Annotated in this window: 20 protein-coding genes; 8 read left to right on the top strand and 12 right to left on the bottom strand. The window is 66.6% G+C overall.

Annotated elements, in window-relative coordinates:
* Positions 1-78 precede the first annotated feature (78 nt).
* The 7 genes from ABD231_RS23845 (at position 79) to ABD231_RS23815 (ending at position 12400) form a co-directional block, all read left to right on the top strand.
* Complete coding sequence (locus ABD231_RS23845) at positions 79-1611, top strand: PucR family transcriptional regulator (protein ID WP_344156030.1); 1533 nt, start codon at positions 79-81, stop codon at positions 1609-1611.
* A 122-nt stretch (positions 1612-1733) separates the two neighbouring features.
* Positions 1734-3644 (top strand): 2-oxo-4-hydroxy-4-carboxy-5-ureidoimidazoline decarboxylase, encoded by a 1911-nt coding sequence (uraD, locus tag ABD231_RS23840; RefSeq protein ID WP_344156027.1) that lies wholly within the window; start codon positions 1734-1736, stop codon positions 3642-3644.
* The gene (locus ABD231_RS23835; RefSeq protein WP_344156024.1) at positions 3641-5062 is read left to right on the top strand and encodes a xanthine dehydrogenase small subunit; all 1422 of its coding nucleotides are present in this window, start codon (positions 3641-3643) and stop codon (positions 5060-5062) included. The genes uraD (ABD231_RS23840) and ABD231_RS23835 overlap by 4 nt, the downstream gene beginning before the upstream one ends.
* Entirely contained in the window at positions 5059-7398 is a 2340-nt protein-coding gene (xdhB, locus tag ABD231_RS23830) for a xanthine dehydrogenase molybdopterin binding subunit (protein WP_344156021.1), read from the top strand. The genes ABD231_RS23835 and xdhB overlap by 4 nt, the downstream gene beginning before the upstream one ends.
* Positions 7386-8222, top strand: coding sequence for a xanthine dehydrogenase accessory protein XdhC (gene xdhC / locus ABD231_RS23825; RefSeq protein ID WP_344156018.1), 837 nt, complete (start codon positions 7386-7388; stop codon positions 8220-8222). The genes xdhB and xdhC overlap by 13 nt, the downstream gene beginning before the upstream one ends.
* On the top strand, positions 8219-9499 hold the full coding sequence (guaD, locus tag ABD231_RS23820) for a guanine deaminase (protein ID WP_344156015.1): 1281 nt from the start codon (positions 8219-8221) through the stop codon (positions 9497-9499). The genes xdhC and guaD overlap by 4 nt, the downstream gene beginning before the upstream one ends.
* A 66-nt stretch (positions 9500-9565) precedes the next feature.
* Positions 9566-12400 carry an AfsR/SARP family transcriptional regulator gene (locus ABD231_RS23815; protein WP_344156013.1) on the top strand — a complete coding sequence of 945 codons (2835 nt, stop codon included), beginning with the start codon at positions 9566-9568 and terminating at the stop codon, positions 12398-12400.
* Positions 12401-12406: 6 nt separating this feature from the next.
* Here ABD231_RS23815 and ABD231_RS23810 read toward each other — a convergent pair whose 3' ends face one another.
* The 9 genes from ABD231_RS23810 to ABD231_RS23770 all read right to left on the bottom strand — a co-directional run bounded on the left by ABD231_RS23810 (position 12407) and on the right by ABD231_RS23770 (position 19092).
* On the bottom strand, positions 12407-13651 hold the full coding sequence (locus ABD231_RS23810) for a chymotrypsin family serine protease (RefSeq protein ID WP_344156010.1): 1245 nt from the start codon (positions 13649-13651) through the stop codon (positions 12407-12409).
* 11 nt (positions 13652-13662) lie between these two features.
* Positions 13663-14061, bottom strand: a complete 399-nt coding sequence (locus ABD231_RS23805) for a hypothetical protein (protein ID WP_344156007.1) — start codon at positions 14059-14061, stop codon at positions 13663-13665.
* A gap of 168 nt (positions 14062-14229) precedes the next feature.
* Positions 14230-15564 carry an 8-oxoguanine deaminase gene (locus ABD231_RS23800; protein WP_344156005.1) on the bottom strand — a complete coding sequence of 445 codons (1335 nt, stop codon included), beginning with the start codon at positions 15562-15564 and terminating at the stop codon, positions 14230-14232.
* Positions 15564-16469 (bottom strand): factor-independent urate hydroxylase, encoded by a 906-nt coding sequence (pucL, locus tag ABD231_RS23795; RefSeq protein WP_344156002.1) that lies wholly within the window; start codon positions 16467-16469, stop codon positions 15564-15566. The genes ABD231_RS23800 and pucL overlap by 1 nt, the downstream gene beginning before the upstream one ends.
* 5 nt (positions 16470-16474) lie before the next feature.
* Positions 16475-16780: a hydroxyisourate hydrolase gene (gene uraH / locus ABD231_RS23790; RefSeq protein WP_344155999.1), complete on the bottom strand. Its 306-nt coding sequence runs from the start codon at positions 16778-16780 to the stop codon at positions 16475-16477.
* Entirely contained in the window at positions 16777-17271 is a 495-nt protein-coding gene (gene uraD, locus ABD231_RS23785; protein ID WP_344155996.1) for a 2-oxo-4-hydroxy-4-carboxy-5-ureidoimidazoline decarboxylase, read from the bottom strand. Before uraD (ABD231_RS23785) ends, uraH begins: the two co-directional genes overlap by 4 nt.
* A 50-nt stretch (positions 17272-17321) precedes the next feature.
* Positions 17322-17678, bottom strand: coding sequence for a helix-turn-helix domain-containing protein (locus ABD231_RS23780; protein ID WP_344155993.1), 357 nt, complete (start codon positions 17676-17678; stop codon positions 17322-17324).
* Positions 17671-17910: a thiamine-binding protein gene (locus ABD231_RS23775; protein WP_344155990.1), complete on the bottom strand. Its 240-nt coding sequence runs from the start codon at positions 17908-17910 to the stop codon at positions 17671-17673. Before ABD231_RS23775 ends, ABD231_RS23780 begins: the two co-directional genes overlap by 8 nt.
* Positions 17911-17919: 9 nt before the next feature.
* Complete coding sequence (locus ABD231_RS23770) at positions 17920-19092, bottom strand: DUF6986 family protein (protein ID WP_344155987.1); 1173 nt, start codon at positions 19090-19092, stop codon at positions 17920-17922.
* A gap of 70 nt (positions 19093-19162) precedes the next feature.
* Between ABD231_RS23770 and ABD231_RS23765 the strand changes: the two genes are divergently transcribed.
* Positions 19163-19921, top strand: a complete 759-nt coding sequence (locus tag ABD231_RS23765) for an IclR family transcriptional regulator (protein WP_344155984.1) — start codon at positions 19163-19165, stop codon at positions 19919-19921.
* 59 nt (positions 19922-19980) lie between these two features.
* Here ABD231_RS23765 and ABD231_RS23760 read toward each other — a convergent pair whose 3' ends face one another.
* The 3 genes from ABD231_RS23760 to ABD231_RS23750 form a co-directional block, all read right to left on the bottom strand.
* Positions 19981-20766 carry a zinc metalloprotease gene (locus ABD231_RS23760; RefSeq protein WP_344155981.1) on the bottom strand — a complete coding sequence of 262 codons (786 nt, stop codon included), beginning with the start codon at positions 20764-20766 and terminating at the stop codon, positions 19981-19983.
* Positions 20767-21077: 311 nt separating this feature from the next.
* Complete coding sequence (locus ABD231_RS23755) at positions 21078-23231, bottom strand: N-6 DNA methylase (protein ID WP_344155978.1); 2154 nt, start codon at positions 23229-23231, stop codon at positions 21078-21080.
* Between the two features lie 53 nt (positions 23232-23284).
* Complete coding sequence (locus tag ABD231_RS23750) at positions 23285-23926, bottom strand: hypothetical protein (RefSeq protein WP_344155976.1); 642 nt, start codon at positions 23924-23926, stop codon at positions 23285-23287.
* Between the last annotated feature and the right edge of the window lie 11 nt (positions 23927-23937).

Genomic DNA, 23937 nt, shown 5'->3' with positions numbered 1-23937 from the left:
ACGTACGCGGGTGCGCGTTGTACGTTCCTCTAAAGGCAGAGCTGGGGCCTGAACAGGCACAACATCAGGAGGTACGGCGTGCTGCTGTCGGAGTTGCTGGATGCGCCGGAGCTCGGACTGCGGTTGATGCATGCCGCAGGTGGCGCACTGGACCGGCATGTCGGGCGACTGGTGACGACCGATCTCCTGGATCCGGGCCGCTATCTGAACGGCGGCGAAGTCGTCCTGACCGGCCTGGTTTGGCGTCGCCGACCGCTCGACAGCGAGCTGTTCGTGGCCTCGATGGCTGCCCGCGGCGCCAGCACGATCCTGGCCGGGCGAGCGCAACTAGGCGACGTACCGGCCGACCTGCTGGACGCGTGTCAGCGGCACGAGGTCACGTTGATCGAGGTGCCGATCGAGATCGCGTTCGCCGACATCACGGAGTACGTCGCTGCTGCCGGGTCGGCGGAGACCGGAGCCCGCCTGTCCGCGAGCCTGATCCGTCAGCGGCAACTGCTGTCGTCGATCGCGTCCGGCCGCAGTCTGGACGAGCTCGCCGCCCGGATTTCCTCCGAGATCGGGCACGACTGCCGGGTACTCACCCCGACCGGGCGCCATGTAGTCCCCGGCCCCGGCGAGCTGCCGGCCGAGGTCCTGGACACGATCACCCATCGGTTCCTCACGGCGGATCGGACTCCGGCAACAGCAACAGCGGGCGAGGCGTCGTACAGCCTGTTTCCGGTCGGTTCCGGGCTTGGCAACCGGCTGACTGCGTGGGTGCTGGTGATAGACGGCGACTACACCACCTGGTCCCGCGATCACGTCGAAGCTGTGCACGAACTGTGCGCGATCGGCGCGCTGGATCGGGCCAGACGGGACGAAGGCAGGCGTGCGCTGCGGCCCTTGGTGGCCGATGCGCTTGCCCTGGTCGAGTCAGGCGCACCTCATGCCGAGGTCGCCGCCAGGCTGCGGCAGGCGGGCGCGTTGTCGGGTCAGCCGCTGGTTGTGGCGGTCGGTGACCTGCGGGACGACGGCCCCAGCGAGGTGGCGCTCAGCCTCTTCGAGGACGTTGCGCTGACCGTCGGACCGGCCGTGGTCGCAGCGGCGCGGGACGGTCTGCTCGTCGGATTCCTGCCAGCCGCCCCCGGTCTCGCGGAGCAGCTACGACGCGCCTTCGGAAGGCTCGCACCCGGCCTGCACAGAGCCCGGCTCGCGGTCGGAGTGAGCGGCGAAACGGCCGTCGACGCGCTCGCCGGCGGGCTCGAGGAGGCCCGGTTCGCCCAGCGCGCCGCCGCGGGCAGCCGGGCCCCGGTCTCGGTCGTCACGTCCGACGAGGTCGCCTCGCACGTGCTCCTGCTCTCCACGCTGCCCGACGACGTCCGTCGTACCTACACCCAGCGCGTACTCGGCCCGGTGCTCGAACAGGACCGCCGTACCAACGCCGACCTGCTCACCACTCTGCAGGCCTTCCTCGGCTGCGACGGTTCCTGGACCCGTACGGCGGACCTCCTGCACCTGCATGTCAACACGGTTCGGTACCGGATCGAACGCGTTGAGCAACTGACCGGGCGCGATCTGTCGACCCTCGAGAACCGGGTTGACGTGTTTCTGGCGCTGAAGTCACTCTGATTGGTGGATCCTCCAAATCCGGAGGTGAGTCGCCGGTCCATCTTCGGAGGTTCCTCGGGTGCAATCCGGGCCGCTCCGGGCCGATGCTGGCGTGCAGGTCAAACCCTGAGGAGCGATGTCCGATGAAGGCAGCCCGCACCAGCCGCCACCCTGTCGACCAGGTACTGCCTCCCGGCAAACTCGCCGTGTACGGCGCGCAACACGTGCTCGCGTTCTACGCGGGCGCCGTGATCGTGCCGATTCTGCTGGCGAACGCGATCGGGCTGACGACCGAGCAGCTGATCCACCTGATCAACGCCGACCTCTTCACCTGCGGGATCGCGTCGATCATCCAGTCGGTCGGCTTCTGGAAGGTCGGCGTTCGGCTGCCGCTGTTGCAGGGCGTCACGTTCACGGCGGTCTCGCCGATGATCGCGATCGGCATGGCCGCAGGCGGCGGAACCAACGGTCTGCTGGTGATCTACGGCGCCGTACTGGTCGCCGGACTGGCCACCTTCTTCATCGCGCCGTTCTTCAGCAAGCTGATCCGCTTCTTCCCGCCGGTGGTGACCGGCTCGGTGATCACGATCATCGGCCTGGCGTTGCTGCCGGTCGCGGCCGGGGACGCCGTCGGTGGCGCGGGTCCGACTGCAGCGCCGACCAGCGGGAAGAACATGGCCTATGCGCTCGGCACGCTCGCGCTGATCGTGCTCATCCAGCGGGTGTTCAAGGGCTTCATGGCGACCATCGCCGTACTGGCCGGCCTGGTGATCGGAACCCTGGTGGCCTGGGCGTTCGGGGATGCCCACTTCGGCGCAGTCGGCGATGCCGCGTGGGTCGGAGTGACCCAGCCGTTCTACTTCGGCTGGCCCAAGTTCTCGGTGGCAGCAATCATCTCGATGGTAGTGGTCATGCTGATCACCGCGGTCGAGACGACCGGTGACGTCTTCGCCACTGGCGAGATCGTCGAGAAGCGGATCGGCAAGGAGGACATCGCGAAGGCGCTCCGGGCCGACGGCCTGGCGACCACGATCGGCGGCGTCTTCAACTCGTTCCCCTACACCTGCTTCGCCGAGAACGTCGGTCTGGTCCGGCTGACCCGGATCCGCAGCCGCTGGGTGGTCGCGGCGGCCGGCGCGATCATGATCCTGCTGGGTTTGCTGCCGAAGGCCGGTGCGATCGTTGCCGGCATCCCGCACCCGGTGCTCGGCGGCGCGGCGCTGGCGATGTTCGCAACCGTTGCAGTGGTCGGCTTCCAGACCCTGGCGAAGGTCGACTTCAACGACCACCGCAACGTGGTGATCGTGGCAACCAGTGTCGGCCTGGCCATGTATGTCACCGCGCAACCGCAGGTCGCGCAAGCGGTCCCGGACTGGGCCGAGATCATCTTCGGCAGCGGCATCACCCTCGGCAGCCTGACCGCGATCTTCCTGAACATCCTGTTCCACCACGTCGGCAAGGACTTCGGACCCGCCGTGGCCGGGCAGCCGGGCGACTCGATCCGGCTCGACCAGGTGAACAAGATGACCCAGGCAGAGTTCGTCGAGACGTTCGGCGAGCTCTTCCAGGGGCCGCGCTGGGCAGTCGAGCGCGCCTGGGAACTGCGCCCGTACGCCGACACTCACGCGCTCCGGCGGTCGTTCCAGGAGGCGCTGTTCTCGGGCTCGCGTGATGAGCAGCGGGCGCTGATCGAGGCGTATCCGCAGCTCGGGTCGCAGTTCGTCGCCGACGGTCTGAGCGGTCCGGCGTCCCTGAAGGACCAGTCCGACAAGGGCCTGACCTTCCTGTCCGACCCGGAGCGTGACGAACTGGCCACGATTACCGGCGCCTACCGCGAACGGTTTGGTTTCCCACTTGTGATCAGCGTCCGGGACGCCGAGTCGTACGCTCGAATTGTCGAGCAAGGCCGCATCCGGCTCGGCAACTGCGAGAACCAGGAGCACGCCGCCGCGCTGCTCGAGATCGCGAAGATCGCCGGCTACCGGTTCGACGACTACGTCTCCGAGGCCAACCCGATTCACAGTGCGAGAACCCGTTGGAGTAGCAACCGATGACCAACCTGGCCTTGACCGTCAATGGCGAGCGGACCGCGATCGGCGCCGTACCGGTGCACACCTCCGCGCTGGACTGGCTGCGTGATCGCGGCCTGACCGGCGCCAAGGAGGGGTGCGCCGAGGGCGAATGCGGTGCGTGCTCGGTGCTGGTCGCGCGGCCGGGGATCGATACGCCGACCGAGTGGACCGCGGTGAACGCGTGTCTGCTGCCAATCGCCTCGCTGGACGGGCAGGAGGTCATCACCTCCGAGGGTCTCGGTACGCCGGCCGCACTGCACCCGGTGCAGGAGGAGCTGGCGGTCCGCGGTGGTTCGCAATGCGGATTCTGTACGCCGGGCTTCGTGTGCAGCATGGCGGCGGAGTACTACCGTCCTGGTCGGTCGGCCTGTGCTGGTGACCATGAGCATGGGGCCAACGGGTTCGATCTGCACGCGTTGAGCGGCAACCTCTGCCGGTGTACCGGGTATCGGCCGATCCGGGATGCTGCTTATGCGCTCGGGTCGCCTGGTGAGAACGACGCGTTTGGGGCGCGCGCTGCGGAACCCGCGCCCGCGGCGGTTGCCACTGGCATGCATTCCAGCGAGGGCGAGTTCATTCGGCCGACCACACTCGACGCTGCCCTCGCGCTACTGACGGATCGGCCGGATGCGCAGGTCGTTGCCGGGTGCACCGATACTGGCGTCCAGGTCAACATCTTCGGCTCGCGGCCGGCGCTGACCGTCGCGATCGACCGCTTGGACGAGCTGCGCGAGTTCGAGGTCTCTGCTGGAGAGGTGCGGCTCGGCGCCGCGCTCACGCTGACCGAGATCGAGCGGCGGCTGGCTGGGCGGGTTCCGTTGCTGTCCGAGGTGTTTCCGCAGTTCGCGTCGCGGCTGATCCGTAACGGGGCCACGATCGGTGGCAATCTCGGCACCGGGTCGCCGATCGGGGATCTCCCGCCCGCGTTGCTCGCGCTGGATGCATCGCTGGTGCTCGCATCCCGCCGCGGTGAGCGGGTTGTGCCGCTGGCCGACTACTTCACCGGGTACCGGCAGACCGTGAAGGCTGCCGACGAGCTGATTCGGACGATCGTGATTCCGTTGCCGTTGGCACCGATGACGGCGTTCCACAAGATCGCCAAACGCCGCTTCGACGACATCTCCAGCGTCGCGATCGGGTACGCGCTCGACATCCGGGACGGCATCGTCCGGGATGCGCGGATCGGGCTCGGCGGGGTCGCGGCGACACCGCTGCGGGCGCGGGACACCGAAGCCGCGTTGATCGGGCAGCCGTGGACCGAGACCACCGTGCGGACCGTGGCCGCGGTGATGGCGAATGAGGGTACGCCGATGGACGATCACCGGGCGAGTTCGTCGTACCGGTCGGCGATGCTCGGGCAGTCGTTGCTGCGCTTCTATTTCGGGGGTTTGGACGTATGAGTCTCTTGTCGGAGCGACCCGCTGCCGCGGTTGTCGGGGTGCCGATGCCGCATGAGAGTGCTGCGCTGCATGTGACCGGAAACGCCTTGTATACCGACGATCTGGTGCAGCGGACCCACGGCGTATTGCATGCCTGGCCGGTGCAATCGCCGTACGCGCATGCACGGATCACCGCGCTGCGCGTGAAGCCGGCGTACGACGTACCTGGCGTGGTGCGGGTGTTGACGGCTGAGGACGTTCCCGGGGTAAACGACGCGGGGATCAAGCACGATGAGCCGCTGTTCCCAGGCGAGGTGATGTTCCACGGGCATGCGATTTGCTGGGTGCTCGGCGAGACGCTGGAGGCTGCTCGGCTCGGTGCGTTGGCGGTGGAGGTTGAGTACGAGTCGCTGCCTTCGCTGGTGACGGTTCGCGAGGCGATCGAGGCTGAGAGCTTCCAGGGCATCGGGCGGCACCTGGAGCGCGGCGATGTCTCGGCTGCGTTGGCTGGTGCGGCGCATGTGTTCCGGGGCGAGTTCGAGTTCGCCGGGCAAGAGCATTTCTATCTGGAGACGCACTCGGCATTGGCTTTGGTTGACGAGTATGGACAGATCTTTATCCAGTCAAGTACACAGCACCCGTCCGAGACGCAGGAGATCGTCGCACATGTACTCGGGTTGTCCAGTCACTCGGTGACTGTGCAGTGCCTGCGGATGGGCGGCGGTTTCGGCGGCAAGGAGATGCAGCCGCACGGGTTCGCCGCGATCGCGGCACTGGGCGCGACGCTGACCGGACGGCCGGTGCGGTTGCGGCTGAACCGGACTCAGGACATGACGATGTCGGGGAAGCGGCACGGGTTCCACAGCTCGTGGACAGTCGGATTCGACGCCGACGGCAAGCTGGTTGCCCTGGACGCGACGTTGACGGCGGACGGCGGGTGGAGTCTGGACCTGTCTGAACCTGTCCTGGCCCGGGCGATGTGCCACATCGACAACGCCTACGAGATCCCGCATGTGCGCGTGGACGGCCGGATCGCCAAGACAAACAAGACCTCGCAGACGGCCTTCCGCGGCTTCGGCGGCCCGCAGGGAATGCTGGTCATCGAGGACATCCTCGGCCGCTGCGCACCACTACTCGGGTACGACGCCCTGGAGCTCCGCCGGCGGAATTTCTACCAGCCGGGCGACTCGACGCCGTACGCGCAGCCGGTGCGGCACGCGGATCGGTTGGAGTCCTGCTGGAGTCAGGTGCTGTCCGGCGGCGAAGTCGCGGCTCGCCAGGCGGAGATCGCGGCGTTCAACGCGTCGCACGATCACGTCAAACGTGGACTCGCCATGACGCCGGTCAAGTTCGGCATCTCGTTCAACCTGACTGCGTTCAACCAGGCCGGCGCATTGGTCCATGTGTATAAAGATGGATCAGTATTGATCAATCACGGTGGCACCGAGATGGGTCAAGGTCTGCACACCAAGATGCTGCAAGTTGCCGCGACCGCGTTGGGGCTACCGCTCAGCCGAGTGCGGCTCGCTCCCACCCGCACCGACAAGGTCCCGAACACGTCAGCGACCGCGGCTTCCTCCGGCGCCGATCTCAACGGGGCTGCGGTGAAGAACGCGTGCGAGCAGATCCGGGAGCGACTGGCGCAGGTAGCCGCGGGACGACTCGGCATCAGCCCGTCCGACGTACGGTTCGCGGACGGCGTCGTACGGGGGCTGTCGGGAGACGGTCTACCGTGGAACGAGCTGGTCGCCGCCGCGTACATGCAGCGCGTTCAACTGTGGGCGGCCGGCTTCTATCGGACCGAGGGTCTGCACTGGGACGCCAACGCGATGCGTGGCGAGCCCTTCAAGTACTTCGCGTACGGCGTTGCTGCGTCCGAGGTGGAGGTCGACGGGTTCACCGGTGCGTACCGGCTGCGTCGGGTCGACATCGTGCACGACGTCGGCGACAGCCTGAGTCCGCTGATCGACATCGGGCAGATCGAAGGTGGTTTCGTTCAGGGCGCCGGCTGGCTGACGCTCGAGGACCTGCGGTGGGACGAGAGCACCGGCGAGCGGCGTGGCCGGCTGGCGACTCAGGCCGCCAGCACCTACAAGCTCCCGAGCTTCTCCGAGATGCCCGAGGTCTTCAACGTCCAGCTGCTGGAGAAGGCTCATGAGGACGGCGCCGTCTACGGTTCCAAGGCTGTCGGGGAACCGCCGCTGATGCTGGCCTTCTCGGTCCGCGAGGCGTTGCGGCACGCGGCCGCTGCCTTCGGTCCCGCCGGTACCAGCGTCGACCTGCCGTCGCCTGCCACCCCCGAGGCTGTCTACTGGGCGCTGCAACGCGCCCGTGGAGGTGTCTCGTGGAGTGGGTGAAAGCGATCCAGACCTTGCGGGCCGGTCGGCGTGCCGGAGTGCTCGTCACGGTAACCGCGGTTCGCGGTCACGCGCCGCGGGAGGCCGGGGCGAAGATGGTCGTTGCCCTGGACAACGTCTGGGCAACTGTTGGCGGCGGCAACCTGGAAGCTCTGGCGATCGAGCGGGCACGAGAGATGATCACCTCGGCGGTCACCACGCCTGAGGAACTCACCGCCGCGCTATCGGACAAAGCGCCGTACCAGCATGGGGTGCAGTGTTGTGGAGGCGAGGTCACGTTGTTGCTCGAACCGTTGCCCGTGGTGCCGTCGGTGGCGATCTTCGGGGTCGGCCACGTCGGGCTCGAGCTGGCGCGGATCCTTGCCCGCCACGACATCGAGCTGCACCTGGTCGACTCACGATCCGATCAACTCACGGCGGAACGACTCGCCGTACTGGATGACGCGATCGCCTCTGTGCACGTGCACAATGTGCCGGTCCTGCCCGAGTTGGTCGTCGGAGAGCTGCCCCCGGGCACACACGCGGTGATCATGACCCACGATCACGCCGAAGACGCGGCCCTGTGTGACGCGGCGATCCGCAACGATCACCTGGCCACCATCGGCTTGATCGGTTCCCGGGCCAAGTGGGCCCGCTTCCAGCGCAAGCTCGCCGAGGACGGCAACGCCGCCGAATCCATCGCGCGCATCACCACTCCGATCGGAGTCTCCGGGATCACCGGTAAGGAGCCGGCCGTCATCGCAGTCAGCGTCGCGGCGTGGCTGCTCGAACTGTTCACCGCCGAGCGTCGCCCTGCGCCGGCTCATCGTGAGGCGAAGGCATGACGATCTTCCGTGGCACTTTCATCGACATCCCGGAGAACCCGTTCACCGGTGGTGTCCTGCGCGTCGACTCCGACGCGGGACTGCTGGTCGAGGACGGCACAATCGTTGCCCGCGGCCCCTTCCTCGACATCCGCCGGGCGCACCCGGCCGAACCGGTGGTCGACCTGACCGGCGGCGTCGTACTGCCCGGGTTCGTCGACTCGCACGTGCACTTCCCGCAGATCCGCGCGGTCGGCGGTCTCGGCCTGCCGCTACTCGAGTGGCTGGACAAGTACGCGCTCCCCGAGGAAGCCCGGATGGCTGACGCTATCTATGCCGCCGGAGTCGCGAAGGAGTTCGTGCGTGGCCTGGCCGCGGCCGGTACGACGTCCGCCCTCGTCTTCGGTGCGCACTACAGCGACGCGATGGACGCCCTGTTCGGCGCCGCCTCCGAGGTCGGCCTCCGGATCACCAGCGGTCTCGTCCTCAGCGACCGCTTGCTGCGCCCCGACCTGCTCACTACCCCAGTCCGCGCGTACGCCGAATCACTCGCGCTAGCCAACCGCTGGCACGGCACCGGCCGCAACCGGTACGCCGTGACACCACGGTTCTCGTTGTCGTGCACCGACGAACTACTCGCCACCTGCGGCGAACTCATGGAAGCGATTCCCGGTGCCCTCTTCACCTCCCACGTGAACGAGAACAAGGCCGAGATCGCCACCGTCGCCGACTTGTTCGGTGGCAGCGACTACGTGACGACGTACGAGCGGCACGGCCTGGTCGACCGCCGTACCGTGCTCGCCCACAACGTCCACCCCACCGACGTCGAGCTCAAGCTCCTAGGAGTCAACGGCGCCAGCGTCGCCCATTGCCCCACCAGCAACGCAGCCCTAGGCAGCGGCCTGTTCCCCCTGCACCGCCACCTCCAGTACGGCGTCCGCGTGGCCCTAGGCTCGGACGTCGGCGCCGGCGCCGGCTTCTCCCTCCTCAAAGAAGGCCTACAGGCCTACTTCTGCCAGCAACTCCTAGCCGACCAGGGCCGCCCCCTCACCGGCACCCACCTCCTCTACCTAGCCACCACCGCCGGCGCCGAAGCCCTCAACCTCCCCCAAGTAGGCCACCTGAGCCCCGGCCAAGCCTTCGACGCCCAACTAATCCGCCCCGCCGAAGACTCCCCCCTGGCCATCGGCATCAACCACGCCGAAGACTACGAAGAAGCAGTAGCCCGAATCTTCACCCTAGGCACCACCACCGACGTACAGGCTGTCTGGATCAACGGCGACCTACTCACCACCTAGGCTTGAGCATCACCACGAGGTGACACTCGCGGGTGGCACGTTGGCCGAGGTCCTGGGGAGGCGTCGTTGGGCGAGTTCGACTTCCGCATCCTCGGACCGCTCTCCGTCACGCGCGCGGGCCAGGAGCTGGCGCTGGGCGGGCCGAAGCAGCGCGGGCTGCTTGCAGCGCTGCTGTTGAGCGCGAACCAGCGGGTTGCGATGGAGCGCTTGGCCGGACTGCTGTGGGACGAGCCGCCCGCGTCAGCGACCGCGAATCTTCGGACCTACGCTTCCGGCCTGCGCCGGGCCATCGGTGATCGCCTGGTGGCCCGGGACGGCGGGTACGAACTGGTCATTGCTCCCGGCGAGCTGGACATCGCGCGGTTCGGTGAACTGGTCTCGCGGGGCCGGGCAGATCTCGCCGCCGGAGACAGAGCATCCGCGGACAGCCGGTTGCGAGAGGCACTCGGCCAGTGGCGTGGCCGGTGTGGTGAGGATCTGCCCAGTGATGTCCCGCTGACCCGGCATCTGCACCTGCTCGACGAGCAGCGGCAGCAGGTTCTGGAGGACAGTCTGAGCCTGCGGATGGAATTCGGTGACCTGCATCAGACGGTGACCGAGATCCGCGCGTTGCTGACCGAGCACCCCACGCGGGAGCCGTTGTGGATGGTGCTGATGACGGCGCTGTACCGGTGCGGTGACACCGCTGGCGCATTGGCCGTCTACCGGGCAGCGGTCGACGCTCTGGACCGGGAGCTGGGCATGCAGCCAGGCCAGGAGCTGCATGACCTTCATCAGGCGATCCTCACCCGGGATCCTGGTTTGAAAGGTGGCGGCGCGACGCGGAGGACCCCAGAGGCGTTGAAGCCCGATATCCCGCGGCAACTGCCGCGGGACAGCCGGGTGATGGTGGGCCGTGAGGACGAGTTGGCTGCGATCATGGCGGTCTGTTCCGGCGCGGCACGAGATCGGGCTCGGCCGACCGTCGTGTCGATCGACGGCCAGGCCGGGGTCGGCAAGTCGGCGCTGTCCCTCAGGGCTGCGCATCTGCTCGCCGACCTGCACCCCGATGGCCAGCTGTACGTCGATCTGCGCGGGACCAGCGCGGGTCTCGAGCCGCTGTCCGGGGTGCACGCGCTCACTGGGTTGCTGCGGTCTCTGGGCGATCGGCAACAGACCAGCTTGGATGAGGACGGCCTGGCCGCCCGCTTTCGCACCCTCACGGCTGACCGCAGGCTCTTGCTGCTGCTCGACAACGCTGTTCACACCCGGCAGGTATTGCAGCTGCTGCCGGCCAGCGCGGGTTGTACGGCCCTGATCACCAGTAGGCAGCGGCTGACGACTCTGGACGCTTCGTTGAGTCTGTCGCTGGATGTCTTGTCGTCGGCGGCAGCCCGCGCCACGCTGACGCAGTACCTACCGTCCGACGAACACGACGAGGGTGCGGTCGCCGAGGTGGCCGAACTGTGCGGGCGATTGCCCCTGGCGTTGCGGATCGCGGCCGCCCGGAGGGCTTCGCGCCCGGACTGGACGCTGGCTGACCTGGCTCGGCAGCTCGCCGACGACCGCCGCCGGCTGGACGAGCTGAGTGCCGAGCACGTCAGTGTTCGGGCGACCTTCGCGGCGAGCTACGACGCGTTGCGCTTCGGCGACAAGCCGGGTGAGTCCGCGGCCGCCGAGCTCTTCGGGTTGATGGGTGCGCTGCCCTTACCCACATTCGGTGAGAGCGTGCTGGCCGCGCTGGCTGATGTCAGTGCGGCAGAGCTCAGGCTGGCACTGCAGCGTCTCATCGATCTGCACCTCGTTCAGCCCCGGGCCGGCCGATTCGTGTTACACGACCTGCTTCGGCTGTTCGCTGCTGAGCTTGCCGAGGACGATCTGGCGGGCAATGCACGCGCGGCCGCCCTGGAGCGTGCCTTCACCTACTGTGCTGCCGCGTCGCGACAGGCCCGCGAGCAGTTCCGGCCGATCCGGCACAGTCTTCCCGTCGTGCTGCCGACCGCTCGGCGAGCAGCGCCTCCACAGTGCGACACGGTCGAGCGAGCGGCAGCTTGGTTCGACGCCGAGCGCGAAGCGCTCCGGGCGATGGTGCGGATTGCCGATCGTGGGTCAGCTGTGCTCTACGCGCCGACCGCTGTTGTCGTCGACGCGCTGTCGGTCGACCTGGAACGTGAACAGCGGCTGCCCGAGACGATCGAGCTCAACGAGACGCTGGTCCGTATCGCCGAGCGGAACGGGGACAACGTCGAGGCGGCCGAGGGCTGGCGGTACCTTGCCAGCTGCCACCAGCGGCTGGGCAACCGGACGCTGGCTCGAGAGTACGTCGCGCGTGGTATCGAGCTGTGCCGGCAGACAGGGCAGCGCGAGCACCTCGTGATCGCGCTCAACACCCTGGCGATCTTCAGCACTGAGTCCGGTGACTTCGATCTGGCCGAGTCGCTGCTGGCCGAGGCACTTGGCCTGGTTGGCGACAGTGATGAGGCCGCGACCGGACTCCTTCTGAACACGCGGGGAATGAACGCGCGCTGGCGCGGTGACACCTGTCAGGCAGCCGACCACCTGCTGGCCAGCCTGGCCATCCGATGCAGGATCGGGGACCGCATGGGGGAGGCCTACACCAGGTACCAGCTCGGCCGGGCGTATCTGGCCTCGGACCTGCTCGACGATGCGCTGATTCACTTGGACGCCTTGGTCGAGCTGTCGTTCGACCTGTCCGCCCGTGACCTCGAACGGGAGGGCCGTACCGCCCGGATGCAGGTCTTCCATCGTCTCGGCCAGGTCACCGAAGCCGAGGACGAGCTGGCTCGAGCGCTGGACCTGTGTGAAGGGGCCGGGCAGGTGACTGCCCGGTCCCAAGTGCTCACGGCCGCCGCTGATCCCGGAGCCGACCCCGAGCGGGACAAGCTCCTGTCGGCCGGGTGACGGGCCTCAGTACTCGATCAGTGTCGCCCCGGGGTGATGATTGATGATCTGGCTCAACGACAGGTACACCACATCAGAGCCACACTTACTGACGCTTCTGCGCATCGGCACCCCGGCGCAGGACTCCCCCCGGCTCGGGGTGTAACCCAGGTTGAGGCCACGCGCCGTTGCCTCGACCTCTCCCTTGGAGATGATGGGAGCGCCGCTGTCGCCGCCGACGTTGACCACCTGAGACTGGCTGAACGGGTTCGATGCCTTCCACAGGGTCCAACCGTTGGTGTCCACCGTCGATGAGTACACCTGCAGTGAACAATGCTCTCCACTGTTGGCGCCCTCGTTGCATACCCAGCTGCCGATGGCGTTCCCACCGAGGTACTCGATGTTGCGGGTAGGCCCGTCGTAGTTGTTCCAGGCGCCGACGAAAACCTTCCCGCTCGCGTTGGCAGCGACGAATTGGTAGTCGTGCAGGCTGGAGACGAACGTCGTCGACCCGATGGCCACGCCGGTTCCGTCCACCCAGTCGTGCGCACCGCAGTGTCCGGCGGTCAGGAACCGCTCAGCCCCGTTCACCCGGAGCGCCGGTCCGAGCGTGCACGTCGTCTTGTCCGGCCCACCATCGCCGAGGGCGAGACCGCCACCGGAGTTCCACGGGCTGCTGTCGTTCCATCTCCAGTCGTCGGCGGTACGCTCGAGCGCCGGCGCGGCGTGCAGCCGTACCGAGTCCCCGAGGCCGGGAACCGACTGCCGGAGAACCCGCGCAACGCCCTTCGGATCCACACCGGCCTTCGGCGTCCAATCGACGGCGAACGAGCTCAGGCCGATCTCGGGACTGAGGCCCGCGTAGCTCCCCCAGTGTGGGTTCCAGCGAGTCTTGATCGAACGTGCCAGTCGGCCGAGGTCTGCCTCGGAGTACTTGGCCGGCTTGAGCTCCACCGGGAACACACTGTTGGCCGCGAATTCTCTGACCTGCTTCGGAATGGTGCCGCGCCAGTACAGGATGAGTGACCGAACACCTTCCGACACCTGTGCCTGCGCGAACCCGTCTCCGTCCGGGTGCTTCGAGATCTTGCGATAGAAGGGATCGAAGACCGAGAACATCTGCTCCTGACGGTCCAGCTCGTCCGCACTCGGCCCTACCTGACGTGGCTGCTGGTCCTGGCCGACAGGAGGATCAGACGCTCCTGCCACCGACGGACTTCCGACAGCCGCGGTCACTGCCAGCAGCACACTGACGATCAGTCGTTGTCGCATGGATGATCTCCTCAGACCCGGCAGCGCTGGATGGTGACCGCCGACCCCTGGATCGAGCCGAAGGCATCCACGCATTTCCCGCCGTTGGAGTTGAGCCAGACATGGATCGGACCGTCGCCTACGGTGTCCGGACCCCAGGTCGACGAAGCGTTGTACTTCACGTTCACCTTGCTGTCGGACCAGCCGGTGTTCACCTCGACACACCAGATGGTTTGTTGATAGCTGTATCGGACGTCGACGTTCCCGAGCCAGTGCGACCCGTTCGAAATCGACTTCGGCCCGGCGCCGACAGAATGCGTCCAGTCCGGGCAACGTCCCGCGATCGCGTGCGCAGCGGGAGTCGCCGTGACCAGCAAGGCGGCCGGGAGGGCGAGCGCTGCGAGCGCCGTACATACTCGCCGAATAATCATCGTGGTCCTTTCACGGGCGGTGGAGTGGAGAGACTCGCAGCGAGACCTTCGGAAAACCTTCGGACCGCCGCGGATGCGTCTCCGCTCTTGGGTGTGAAAGGAGGCTAGAAGCGCGACATACAGGTACGCGCACAGAAGCCATACAGGCCACCGGGCCTGTCAGTTGAGTCAGGCGAGGGCGGCCTGGGTTGTTGCTACCTGGTGGGCAAGGGTGTGCTGGTCGAGGGTGAGGACGGTGTCTTGCTCGACTACGGGGCGGCCGTTGACCAGTAAGAGGGCTAGGGGTGGGGGTGTGGAGAGGACCAGGGCTGCGATCGGGTCGGGGATGCCGGCGTGTTGGAGGGTGTTGAGGTTCCAGAGGGCTAGGTCGGCTAGTTTGCCGGGTTCTAGGGAACCGATCTCGTCGGAGCGGCCTAGGAGGTGGGCTCCGCCTAGGGTGGCCATTTCCAGGGTGTCTCGGACTGTTAGGGACTGGGGGCCGTTGCGGGCTCGGGCTAGTAGGAGTGCGTTGCGGAGTTCTTCTACTAGGCTGCCTGCTTCGTTGCTGGCGGCGCCGTCTACGCCTAGGCCTACTGGGGCGCCGGCGGCGCGGAGGTCGGCGGTGCGGGCTATGCCGGCGCCTAGGCGGGCGTTGGAGCTGGGGCAGTGGGCGATGCCGGTTCGGGTGGTGCCCAAGGCTTTGATTTCGGCGTCGTCGAAGTGGATGCCGTGGGCGAACCAGACATCGGAACCCGTCCAGCCTAGGTCGGCCGCGTACTCGAGGGGCGTGCAGCCGTGGGTTTCCAGGCACCAGGCGGTCTCGTCGGTGGTTTCGGCGAGGTGGGTGTGGAGGCGGACGCCTTTGCTGCGGGCCAGTACGGCGGACTCACGCATCAGCTCGCCGCTCACGCTGAACGGGGAGCACGGGGCGACGGCGATGCGTAGCATCGAGTCGAAGGAGGGGTCGTGCCAGCGGTCGATCGCAGACGAGGTCGCGGCCAGGATGTCGTCGCGGTCCTCGACGACCGAGTCCGGGGGTAGGCCGCCGTCCTTCTGGCCGCGATCCATCGAGCCGCGGGTCGGGTGGAATCGTAGACCGACCTCGGCTGCAGCGGTGATTTCGGCGGCGAGGAGATCGCCGGCGCCGTGGGGGAAGACGTAGTGGTGGTCGGCGGCGGTGGTGCAACCAGTCAGGGCCAACTGCGCTAGGGCGGCCTGCGCGGCGACGTACACGGACTCTTCGGTGATGCGTGACCACACTGGGTAGAGCGTTTGCAGCCAGCCGAACAGGGTGTCATCGACGGCGAGGCCGCGAGTCACCCACTGGTACAGGTGCTGGTGGGTGTTGACGAAGCCCGGTGTGACCAGGCACCCCGATCCGTCGATGACCTGAGCATCGTCGTACCCAGGCGCCGCTCCGGGGCTGACGGCAACGATCTTGTTGCCGTCGACAACCACGTGCCCGACGAACTCGCGCCGGGCCGGATCGAGGGTCGCCACGTAGGCGCCCTCGATGACCAACATCAGCAGAAGCCTGGTACGGCGTGCCACGCGCTCCCGGCGTCGCTCGCTTCGTCCCGGACGACCGTCGCCTCGATCAGCCCGTACGGGCGGTCGGCGGCGATGAAGACCTCACCGGGGTTCTCGACCTCGAACGGACTGAGGTCGACCAGGAAGTGGTGTTTGTTCGGTGCGGAGAACTTGATCTCCGCGACCTCCGGATGGTCGGCGAGCACCGCTTCGCCCATGCCGTAAAGGGTTTGCTGCAAGGCGAGACTGTGGATCGTCGCGAACCGCGAGAGCAGCAACTGCTTGATCGCGTCGTACGACTTGTCCCAGTCGACCTCAGTGTGGTCGTAGCGCCAGCGGGCTACCAGCGAGGTCGCCAGGATGCGGTCGTTCGTCTCCGGCAGCGTCGTGTACTTGTCCTTCAGGAACCCATGGAACTCCGACCCGGTCGACTTCAGCACGACCAGATCGCTGATCCCGGAGACCACATAGGCGCGACGATCCGCACTACGACCCTCGACGTTGACGATCGTGTTCCGTACGCCGCTCCCGCCGCGCACGAACGCATGGTCATGCTCGGCGCCGTCCACCGAGATCCGTTCCCACGCATATTCCTCGACCGAGATCCGTGCACCCTCCGCGGCCGGTGACGCGTCCAGGAAGTGGGCGCCGAGCGTCAGCGCGTAGTCCTCGATCGCACCGATCCCCTTCTCCTTGGCGAAGGCGAAGGCGGTGTTCTTCTGCGTGTCGGTCGGCAGTACGTCGCTCTGATCACCGGTGGTGTGTGCATCGGCGAAGTTGCCACGGAGTGCCGTGGAGACGTTCAGATCGCGGATCTGGTGGCGGGGTGTGTCGCGGTAGATGCGCACCACGCGACTCTCGGCTTTGCCGTACTGATTGGCTCCCAGGCGGATCGCCATTGCGGTCAGCTCCCTCGGTAGGTGGAAAACGCGAACGGGCTGAGCAGCAACGGGACGTGGTAGTGCCGCTCATCGACGACCGTGAAGGTCACGGAGACCTCCGGAAAGAAGCCGTGTTCGTCGTACGCCGCCACGTCGAACCAGAGCCGGTACGTCCCGTGCGCCAGCGTCGGCGCCAACTCGGCGATCCGGCCGTCGTCGTCCGTGGTAGCGGTCGCCAGGAGCACGGTCCCCTGATAAAGCCGGACCGGTACGCCGACCGCCGGCCGCCCGAGCGCGGTGTCCAGAACGTGTGTCGACAAGCTGCTCATGCGATCACCAACTTGGCTAGCCGGAGCAGCGCGATCTTGCGCAACTCCTCATGGACAACAGCCGCCTCGGTCACATCATCGTGCGTGAGGCGATCCTGCAGGCTGTTCAGCATCTGCACGGCGGACAACCCGGTCGCGCAGATCAGGAACACCCGCCCGAATCGGTCCTCGTAAGCACGGTTGCCCTCGGCAAGCTCCGAGCGGACAGCAGGGTCGTCACCGACGCCGGACTGCTCTTTGCGGGACCACTCGGCCTCGGTCCCTGCACCCTGCGGCCGGTCGCCGATCCGCGGGTGCGCCTGGAGAGCACGATCGACCTCGTTGTCGTCGAACTCCCGCGCCAGCTGATCGGCGACCGCGGTCAGCGCGGCGTGATCGGCGTACGGGCGTTTGTCCAGGATGCCCTCGATCCAGCGTGGGACGTCACAGCAGCTCGCCAGCTCCGGCCGCAGCCGATCGACGGGCGAGGCGTTGAACTCCACCAGATCCATGGCCAGAGCCTGACATCTCACCCGACCTACCGTCAACAGTTTGTTGAATTTTACCGAGCGCGGTTCAGATAGTTGTAGACGGTGAAGCGGGTGACGCCGAGCGCCTCGGCCACGATCTCGGCCGATTTCCGGTACTCGAACGCACCCCGGGCCTCCAGCAACAACACGGCCTGCTGCTTGTCAGTACGCGACAACTCATTGAGCGGACCGCCAAGCTCTTCGGCGACCTCGGCCAGCAAACCCTGTACGCCGTCCGCCGGCTTGGGCGTCAGCCGAACAGCGACCACCGGTTTCCCCTTCCACAGCAGGGGAATGTCGTCGTCCTGAGCCTCGTCAGGCGCGACGAGTTCCGCGTTCAGTCGCTCGATCAGCGGGGCGATCGCCACCACCAGCGGATGCTCAGGCATCGCGTCGTACCTGAAGCGTCACCTGGCTCGCACCTCCACCGAAGGCCGCCTCGAGCACGTGCGGGAGCGCGGCGAGCACATCCTGCTGCTCGCCGCGAACCAGCGTGCCCAGCGGGCCGAAGTCGCAGTCCAGCCCGGCTTCCTCCGCAGCCCGCAGCGCTTCGGTCACGTGCGCAGGCGGCGGACCCTCGACATCGAACGGCTCAGTGGTGAACTCGGCAACCAATCGCATACCGCGAGGCTAAGGTCGGCGCGCCAGTTTGGCGAGTGCCGCCATCTCGACGCCGATGTGCTGATCGATCTCTGCCTCGTCGATCGCACCGCAATCGAGGCCGCGCAGGACGAAACCGGCGAGCGCGACTGCGGTTGCCGGCTCATCGAGATACCCGGACTCGCCCTGGCCGAGGTAGGCGCGCAACCTCAGCGCGGCCTGCGAGAAGCCCTCGCGATAGAACAGATACGTCGCCGCGAAGCGGGTCGGCAGCTGAGCGGGATGCATGTCCCAGCCCTGATAGATGCCGCGGGCAAGCGAACGCCGTACCAGCCGGAAGTGCAGCTGCCAGGCCTCGTGGGTCGCCTCGCCGACCGGCAGCACGTTGGTCGAACCGTCCGACACGAACACTCCGGTCCCGGCCGCGGCCAGCTGCATGACGTCCTTGGCGTGATCGGCGACCGGATGCTCCATGCTCTGGTACGCCGCAGCGACGCCGAGCGAGGCGCTGTAGTCGTAGGTCCCGTAATGCAGCCCGGTGACGCGACGCCCACCAGCCTTGAGCATCCGAGCGATCAGCGCAGTCCCATCGGCACCGAGAATCGCCTGTGGAGTCTCGACCTGGATCTCGAACTTCAACTCCGGCACGCGATACGTGTCTTCCAGCGTCTCCAGCACGTACACGAACGCCGAGACCTGCTCGACCGACGTCACCTTCGGCAGCGTGACCACGAACCCGTCGCCGACACCGCCTTCCCGGACGAACAGATCCAGCGTCCGGATCGACCGCCGCCGAGTCGGCGCCTCCAGCGACTTCACCCGCAGTCCGTAGTACGGCGTCTGTCGCGCGACCCGCGCCGCCGCCACGGCCGCCGCATCCTCCTCCGGATCCGGACGATCGCCGTACCCGTCCTCGAAGTCGATCCGCAGGTCCTCGATCGGCTCCCGCTCGAGCTTCGCCACCATCCGATCGTGGACCTCGGCAGAGATCCCCAGTACGGCGGTCAGGTCGTGGCCGGCAAGGGCTGCGCGCGCCTGCGAACCCCAGTCGGCGACCGTGCGATCGTCGTACCGGTCGGCGGGGATGTAGACCGTGTGCACCGGTTGCCGCACACCGCGATCCCCCGGATAGTCGGCCGCGAGGGCCGCGTCGGCCGCTCCCAGCCGCCGGTCCAGCTCGGCACCAAGCTCTTCCAGCCCCATGAGCTCGCCTCCTTCGTTTTCCGTATTGCGGAGACTAATATCTACTCTGCGGATAATGAAAGGGTGACCGATGACTGAGACCAGCAAGCCGCGGACCGGCAGTGTGCAGTCGATCGAGCGCGCGTTCGGCCTGCTCGAGACGATGGCCGACGCCGGCGGGATGATGGGGCTGTCCCAGCTGGCCACGGCCTCCGGCCTGCCGCTGCCGACGATCCACCGCCTGGTTCGCACCCTCGTCGACCTCGGTTATGTGCGTCAAGAGCCCTCGCGGCAGTACGTCCTCGGTCCCAAGCTGATCCGCCTCGGCGAGAGTTCGTCGCACATGCTCAGTGTGTTCGCCCGGCCGCATCTCGCCCGCCTGGTCGACGAGCTCGGCGAGTCGGCCAACATGGCGATGCTCGACGGCGACCAGATCGTCTATCTCGCCCAGGTCCCGTCGCGGCACTCGATGCGGATGTTCACCGAGGTCGGCCGCCGCGTCCTCCCGCATTGCACCGCCGTCGGCAAAGCGATCCTCGCCCAGTACCCCGAAGGTGCAGTCCGCGAACTGCTCGCCCGGACCGGGATGCCGCAGCACACCGAGAACACCATCAGCACTCCGGATGCGTTCGCCAGCCAACTCCATCAGGCCGCTCAATCCGGCTATGCGACAGACGAAGGCGAACAAGAACTCGGGGTCCGCTGCGTGGCTGTCGCCGTACCGGATGCGCCCACTCCCCTGGCCATCTCGGTCTCCGGCCCCGCACCCCGGATGACCGAAGCCCTGGTCGATCGGGCTGTCCCGCTGCTCACGCAGGCCGCCGAAGCCCTGTCGAACGACCTGCGCTGAACAGACCAGCGGCGCCGATCCCGTTGGGGACCGGCGCCGCCTTCACATCATCGAACGGGTTACGTACCCGGCCGCGGGTAGATCCGCTTCAGCACCTCGAAGTCCTGGCTGGACGGCCGCAGCGACCAGCCCGCAGCAATCCTGCCCTGCTTCATGCAGGAGTTCGTCGAGGAGTTGTGCCCGAGACCGAGTGCGTGACCGAGCTCGTGGCAGGTCGACTTGCGTGCCTGGTTGGTGCCGGCCATGTGGCTGGCGAGGTAGACGTCGACCGGTCCCTCAGGCGCGTTCGCGTTCCAGTACGTGACACCGAACTCGTCCGGTCCCGGACTGTAGGTCCGGACGTGGACACAGTGCCGGCCGCCTCCCGGGCAGCCCGCGGTGTACCAGCGGTAGTAGGCGTCGATGCCGACTGCCTGGTACCAGTCGTTCACCGCGTCGGTGACCGGGAACCCGGCCGGTGTGTGGTCCAGGAAGTAGACCTGCGGATCGTTGAACCCCCCATAGCTCCAAGCGTGATCACACCACTGGACAGCGGTTCCGTACGACTCACAGGCCAGCAGGCCCATGCGTTGGCCAGGCGGCGCCTGACCGGCCGCCAGAACGTTCTTGCCCTGTGCGCGCAAGGAGTTCCGCAAGGCCTCGGCGTTCCCCGCGTGCTGGTGCAGACCGATCCTGGTCTGACCGTTGGGCAACTGCTGGACGGTGTAGACGTCACCGTTGTCGACGACAGCCGGTGCCGGTGTTGCGGTGGGCGGTGCGGCCCCGGCCGGTGATCCGGTCAGGCCGATAGTGAGTGTCGCGAGAACCGCGGCGGCGGCAGCCAGGCGACGGCGGATACCTTTCATGAAAATACCCTCCCCAAGGGTAGCCAGGTGACGCTGACTACCTCACGTCGTCAGTCGATCACCCGGCGATCACTGTAAAAGCCGCCAAAGACCGCGACAACACCCGGAAAGCTGCGCGAAAGCGCATTGACGTTCAAACCCCGATCAATGTCTAGCTCAGTCCGTTAAATGGATTGCCGGTGAATGGAAGCACTGGGATCGTCGGCCAGGTGACTGAGGTTCGGACGGCCGTCGGGGTGCGGCCGACCACGGCTGCGGTCATGCGGACAATGGATTGCCGATGAGCGGAGGCGCGGGTGCCAGCCGAGGCATCATCTAGGGAGAAGCATCTCGTTCAGGAGATCTTGCAGATTGCCGGCCGCCACCTTCGCTTGTTCGTGAGCTGATACAGCTCCACTGACCACAGCCAAAGTGCGGGAGATTTGTCGTTGGACGTTGAGTGGCGGCAACCAGATCGGCATTCTGCCAAGCGTCGCCGCGCTGAGATGCTGGACGGCGGAACCCGAGGCGTTGGCGTTGACCCATCGCAACGCAGACGGTCCGGACAGGTAACAGATGAGGAAGTCAGGATCGACTCCTGGGCCTGGCCGGAACCTCACGCAGCCTGGCCCGAGCAGCCACCCGGTCTGCTCGTCCACGATTCGCCCATAACGTCCGAGGGTGCCCACGCGAATGCTGACTACATCGCCTGGCGCCAACCTGTACCGGTTCATGCGGCCGGCCGTCTTCGGAGAGACCATGCTCAGACTGTCGATGCTGATCCGGCCATTGCTGACATGCCTGGGCAAGACCAGCGGGACGCCGTCCGGTTCACTGCCGTCCTTCGTTGCCTTTCCTGGCCCCGCAACGATCTCGCTGACAGCTCCGAGGGAAAGCATCTGTCGGTCGCTGTTCGGTTGATCCGGCCCGAAAGCGGCCAGCATGGTGTTGACTGCCGCGTCTGCTCGTCCGACCGCGCTCGTGGCCAGCTGATACTCAGCTCGCGCAGCAGCAAGGTCGGCTGCCGACGGTGCGGCACGCACCTTGTCCTGTGCTGGTACGACGTACCGCGCAGGAACGAGCGTGAAGTCGTTCTCGCGAAACCCGTCGATGTCAATGACCCTTGAGAATCCACGTGTGCTCTCGAACTCAGTGCAGTCCTCACGCCATGACCGGTACTCGTTGACGATCTGCTCGACGTCACTCGGAGACAATCGGCGCCTCGCGGGCCCGTCCGGCTCACCTAGCTCGCTACCGTCGATAACCAGGGTTTCTCGGCTCTGTTCCGATGGGTCCTCCGGTCTGAGAATCCAGATCATTGACGCGATAGCAGTGAATCTGAACAGCTGCGCAGGCAACGAGATGACGCACTCGATGACGCCCGCCTCGATCATGTTTCGGCGAATGGCCGACTCTCTGCTGTTCTGGCTGAACGCTGCGGCCGGGGCCACGACAGCCGCAGCTCTGCCTCCAGGATTCAGCTTGCTGAGCATGTACTGCAGCCAGGCAAAGTTTGCGTTGCTCGATGGCGGATCGCCGTACCGCCAGGATGCTGGATCTGGATCCTGCCAGCGAAGATTGAACGGGGGGTTGCTGATGATCCGATCGAAGCGGTGACTCGAGAATTGATCAAGATCCAGTGCAAGGGCCGGTCGGCTGAGCTCCGCATCCGCGCCGTGCAGCGCAAGATTCATGGTGCTGATCGCCATCGCCCGATCGTTCGGAGGCTGGCCGTAGCGGCGTGTGGCACCGAACGCCAGGAGCAGCTCTCCCGAGACACAGAACGGATCAAGAACGGTGTCATCAGGCCGTGGCGCGAGGAGCCCGGCCAGACAATCGGCAACGCCTGCAGGAGTGAACTGCCCACCGGCCCTGCCCATCCCTCGCTCCAGGTCTGCGAGGACCGCATCCGCCAGTTCTGCGGCAGGCGACGTCGGACCAAACTCATGACCGAGGTCGACCTTGCTGATGCTGTCGATGGCCTCCAGCACGGCGCGGTCCGCGGTGATCCTCAGAGCGTTGATCGCCTCGAGAAAGATCCGGTCATCGCCGAGAGCCACCCCGAGCCGGCCGACGGCTGTTTCCAGGTTTTCACCCGGTCTCAATTGCACGAACAGCGACCACAACTCCGGATGGCAGGCCCTGACGTAGACGAAGGCTAGAAGCAACTCACGCGATGCCGCGGCGTCATGCGCGCCACGCAGACTGTCCATCGCCGCCCAGAGGCCCTGCTGCCAGGTCATCATCTGGACAGGTGCGGCCTGGTCAGCTGAATCGATGACTGTCGCAGTCGGCACGCGCTCAAGCCGGTCACCGTACGTCGTACCAGGTGCTTCGTTCGGGCGGAGCCGGTTCCTTGGGATCTGCCGCCCTCGCAACCAGGAGATCATGCTCGCGAGGTCGTACCGTTCCTGGCCTGACGCCTCGAGCGGCTGCGGGAAATCGGCGTGCCGGCTCCGCCAGTTGGAGACGGCGCTCAGCCGCACGCCGACACGATCCGCGATCTCGATCGGCGTCAGCCGATCTCCAGGCTCATCCATCAGCACCCTTCCAGCACTGGAGGCCGACGCTGGAGCACTACCTCCACCGCGGTGGTAACAGCCGGGTGCGACGCCATCTCGGGCGAGACGTAACGCAGGACCCGGAGAATCGTCCGGTGGTCTGCCTCGAGATGGCGATAGTGGATTGGTTCGTGATGCATGATCCGATTGCGAAAGAGCCGGATGGTCTCCAGCTCCTCGTGCAGCCTGCGCCTCGGTCCACGGTAGTGCGGAAATGCCTCATGTAGGTGTGGAACCCACAGCGTGCGGTCGTAGCGTCGACTGAGGAGAGCAACCCAGAAACCGAGCGTCAACTCGGTCACGACATCGTCGGCCGTACCCTCGCGAGGAGCACTCGCAGCTTGCCGGCAGGCCGCCCCGACGAGCCGCTGACTTACCTCCTGCAATGGAGCGATCGCCCACCAGTCAACCCTGCCATAGCTCAGAACCAGCTGTGAGTGCACTGCATTGCGGAGCGCCACTTCGAAGCATTGAAGAGGCGCGTAGAAGGCAGCCGAGATGTCGACGTTCCACCAGTAGAGCTCGGCGGCGGCGGTCAGATCACCGCTGGCCTTCTCCACATACGGCCTGAGCCTGGCCTGCGACAAGGCGTGCCACATCCAGTCAATCTCAACGGTCACCCGAACACCTC

It is taken from the genome of Kribbella yunnanensis (assembly GCF_039529655.1).
Classification (GTDB): Bacteria; Actinomycetota; Actinomycetes; order Propionibacteriales; family Kribbellaceae; genus Kribbella; species Kribbella yunnanensis.
This window is presented reverse-complemented; position numbering and strand designations above follow the sequence as displayed.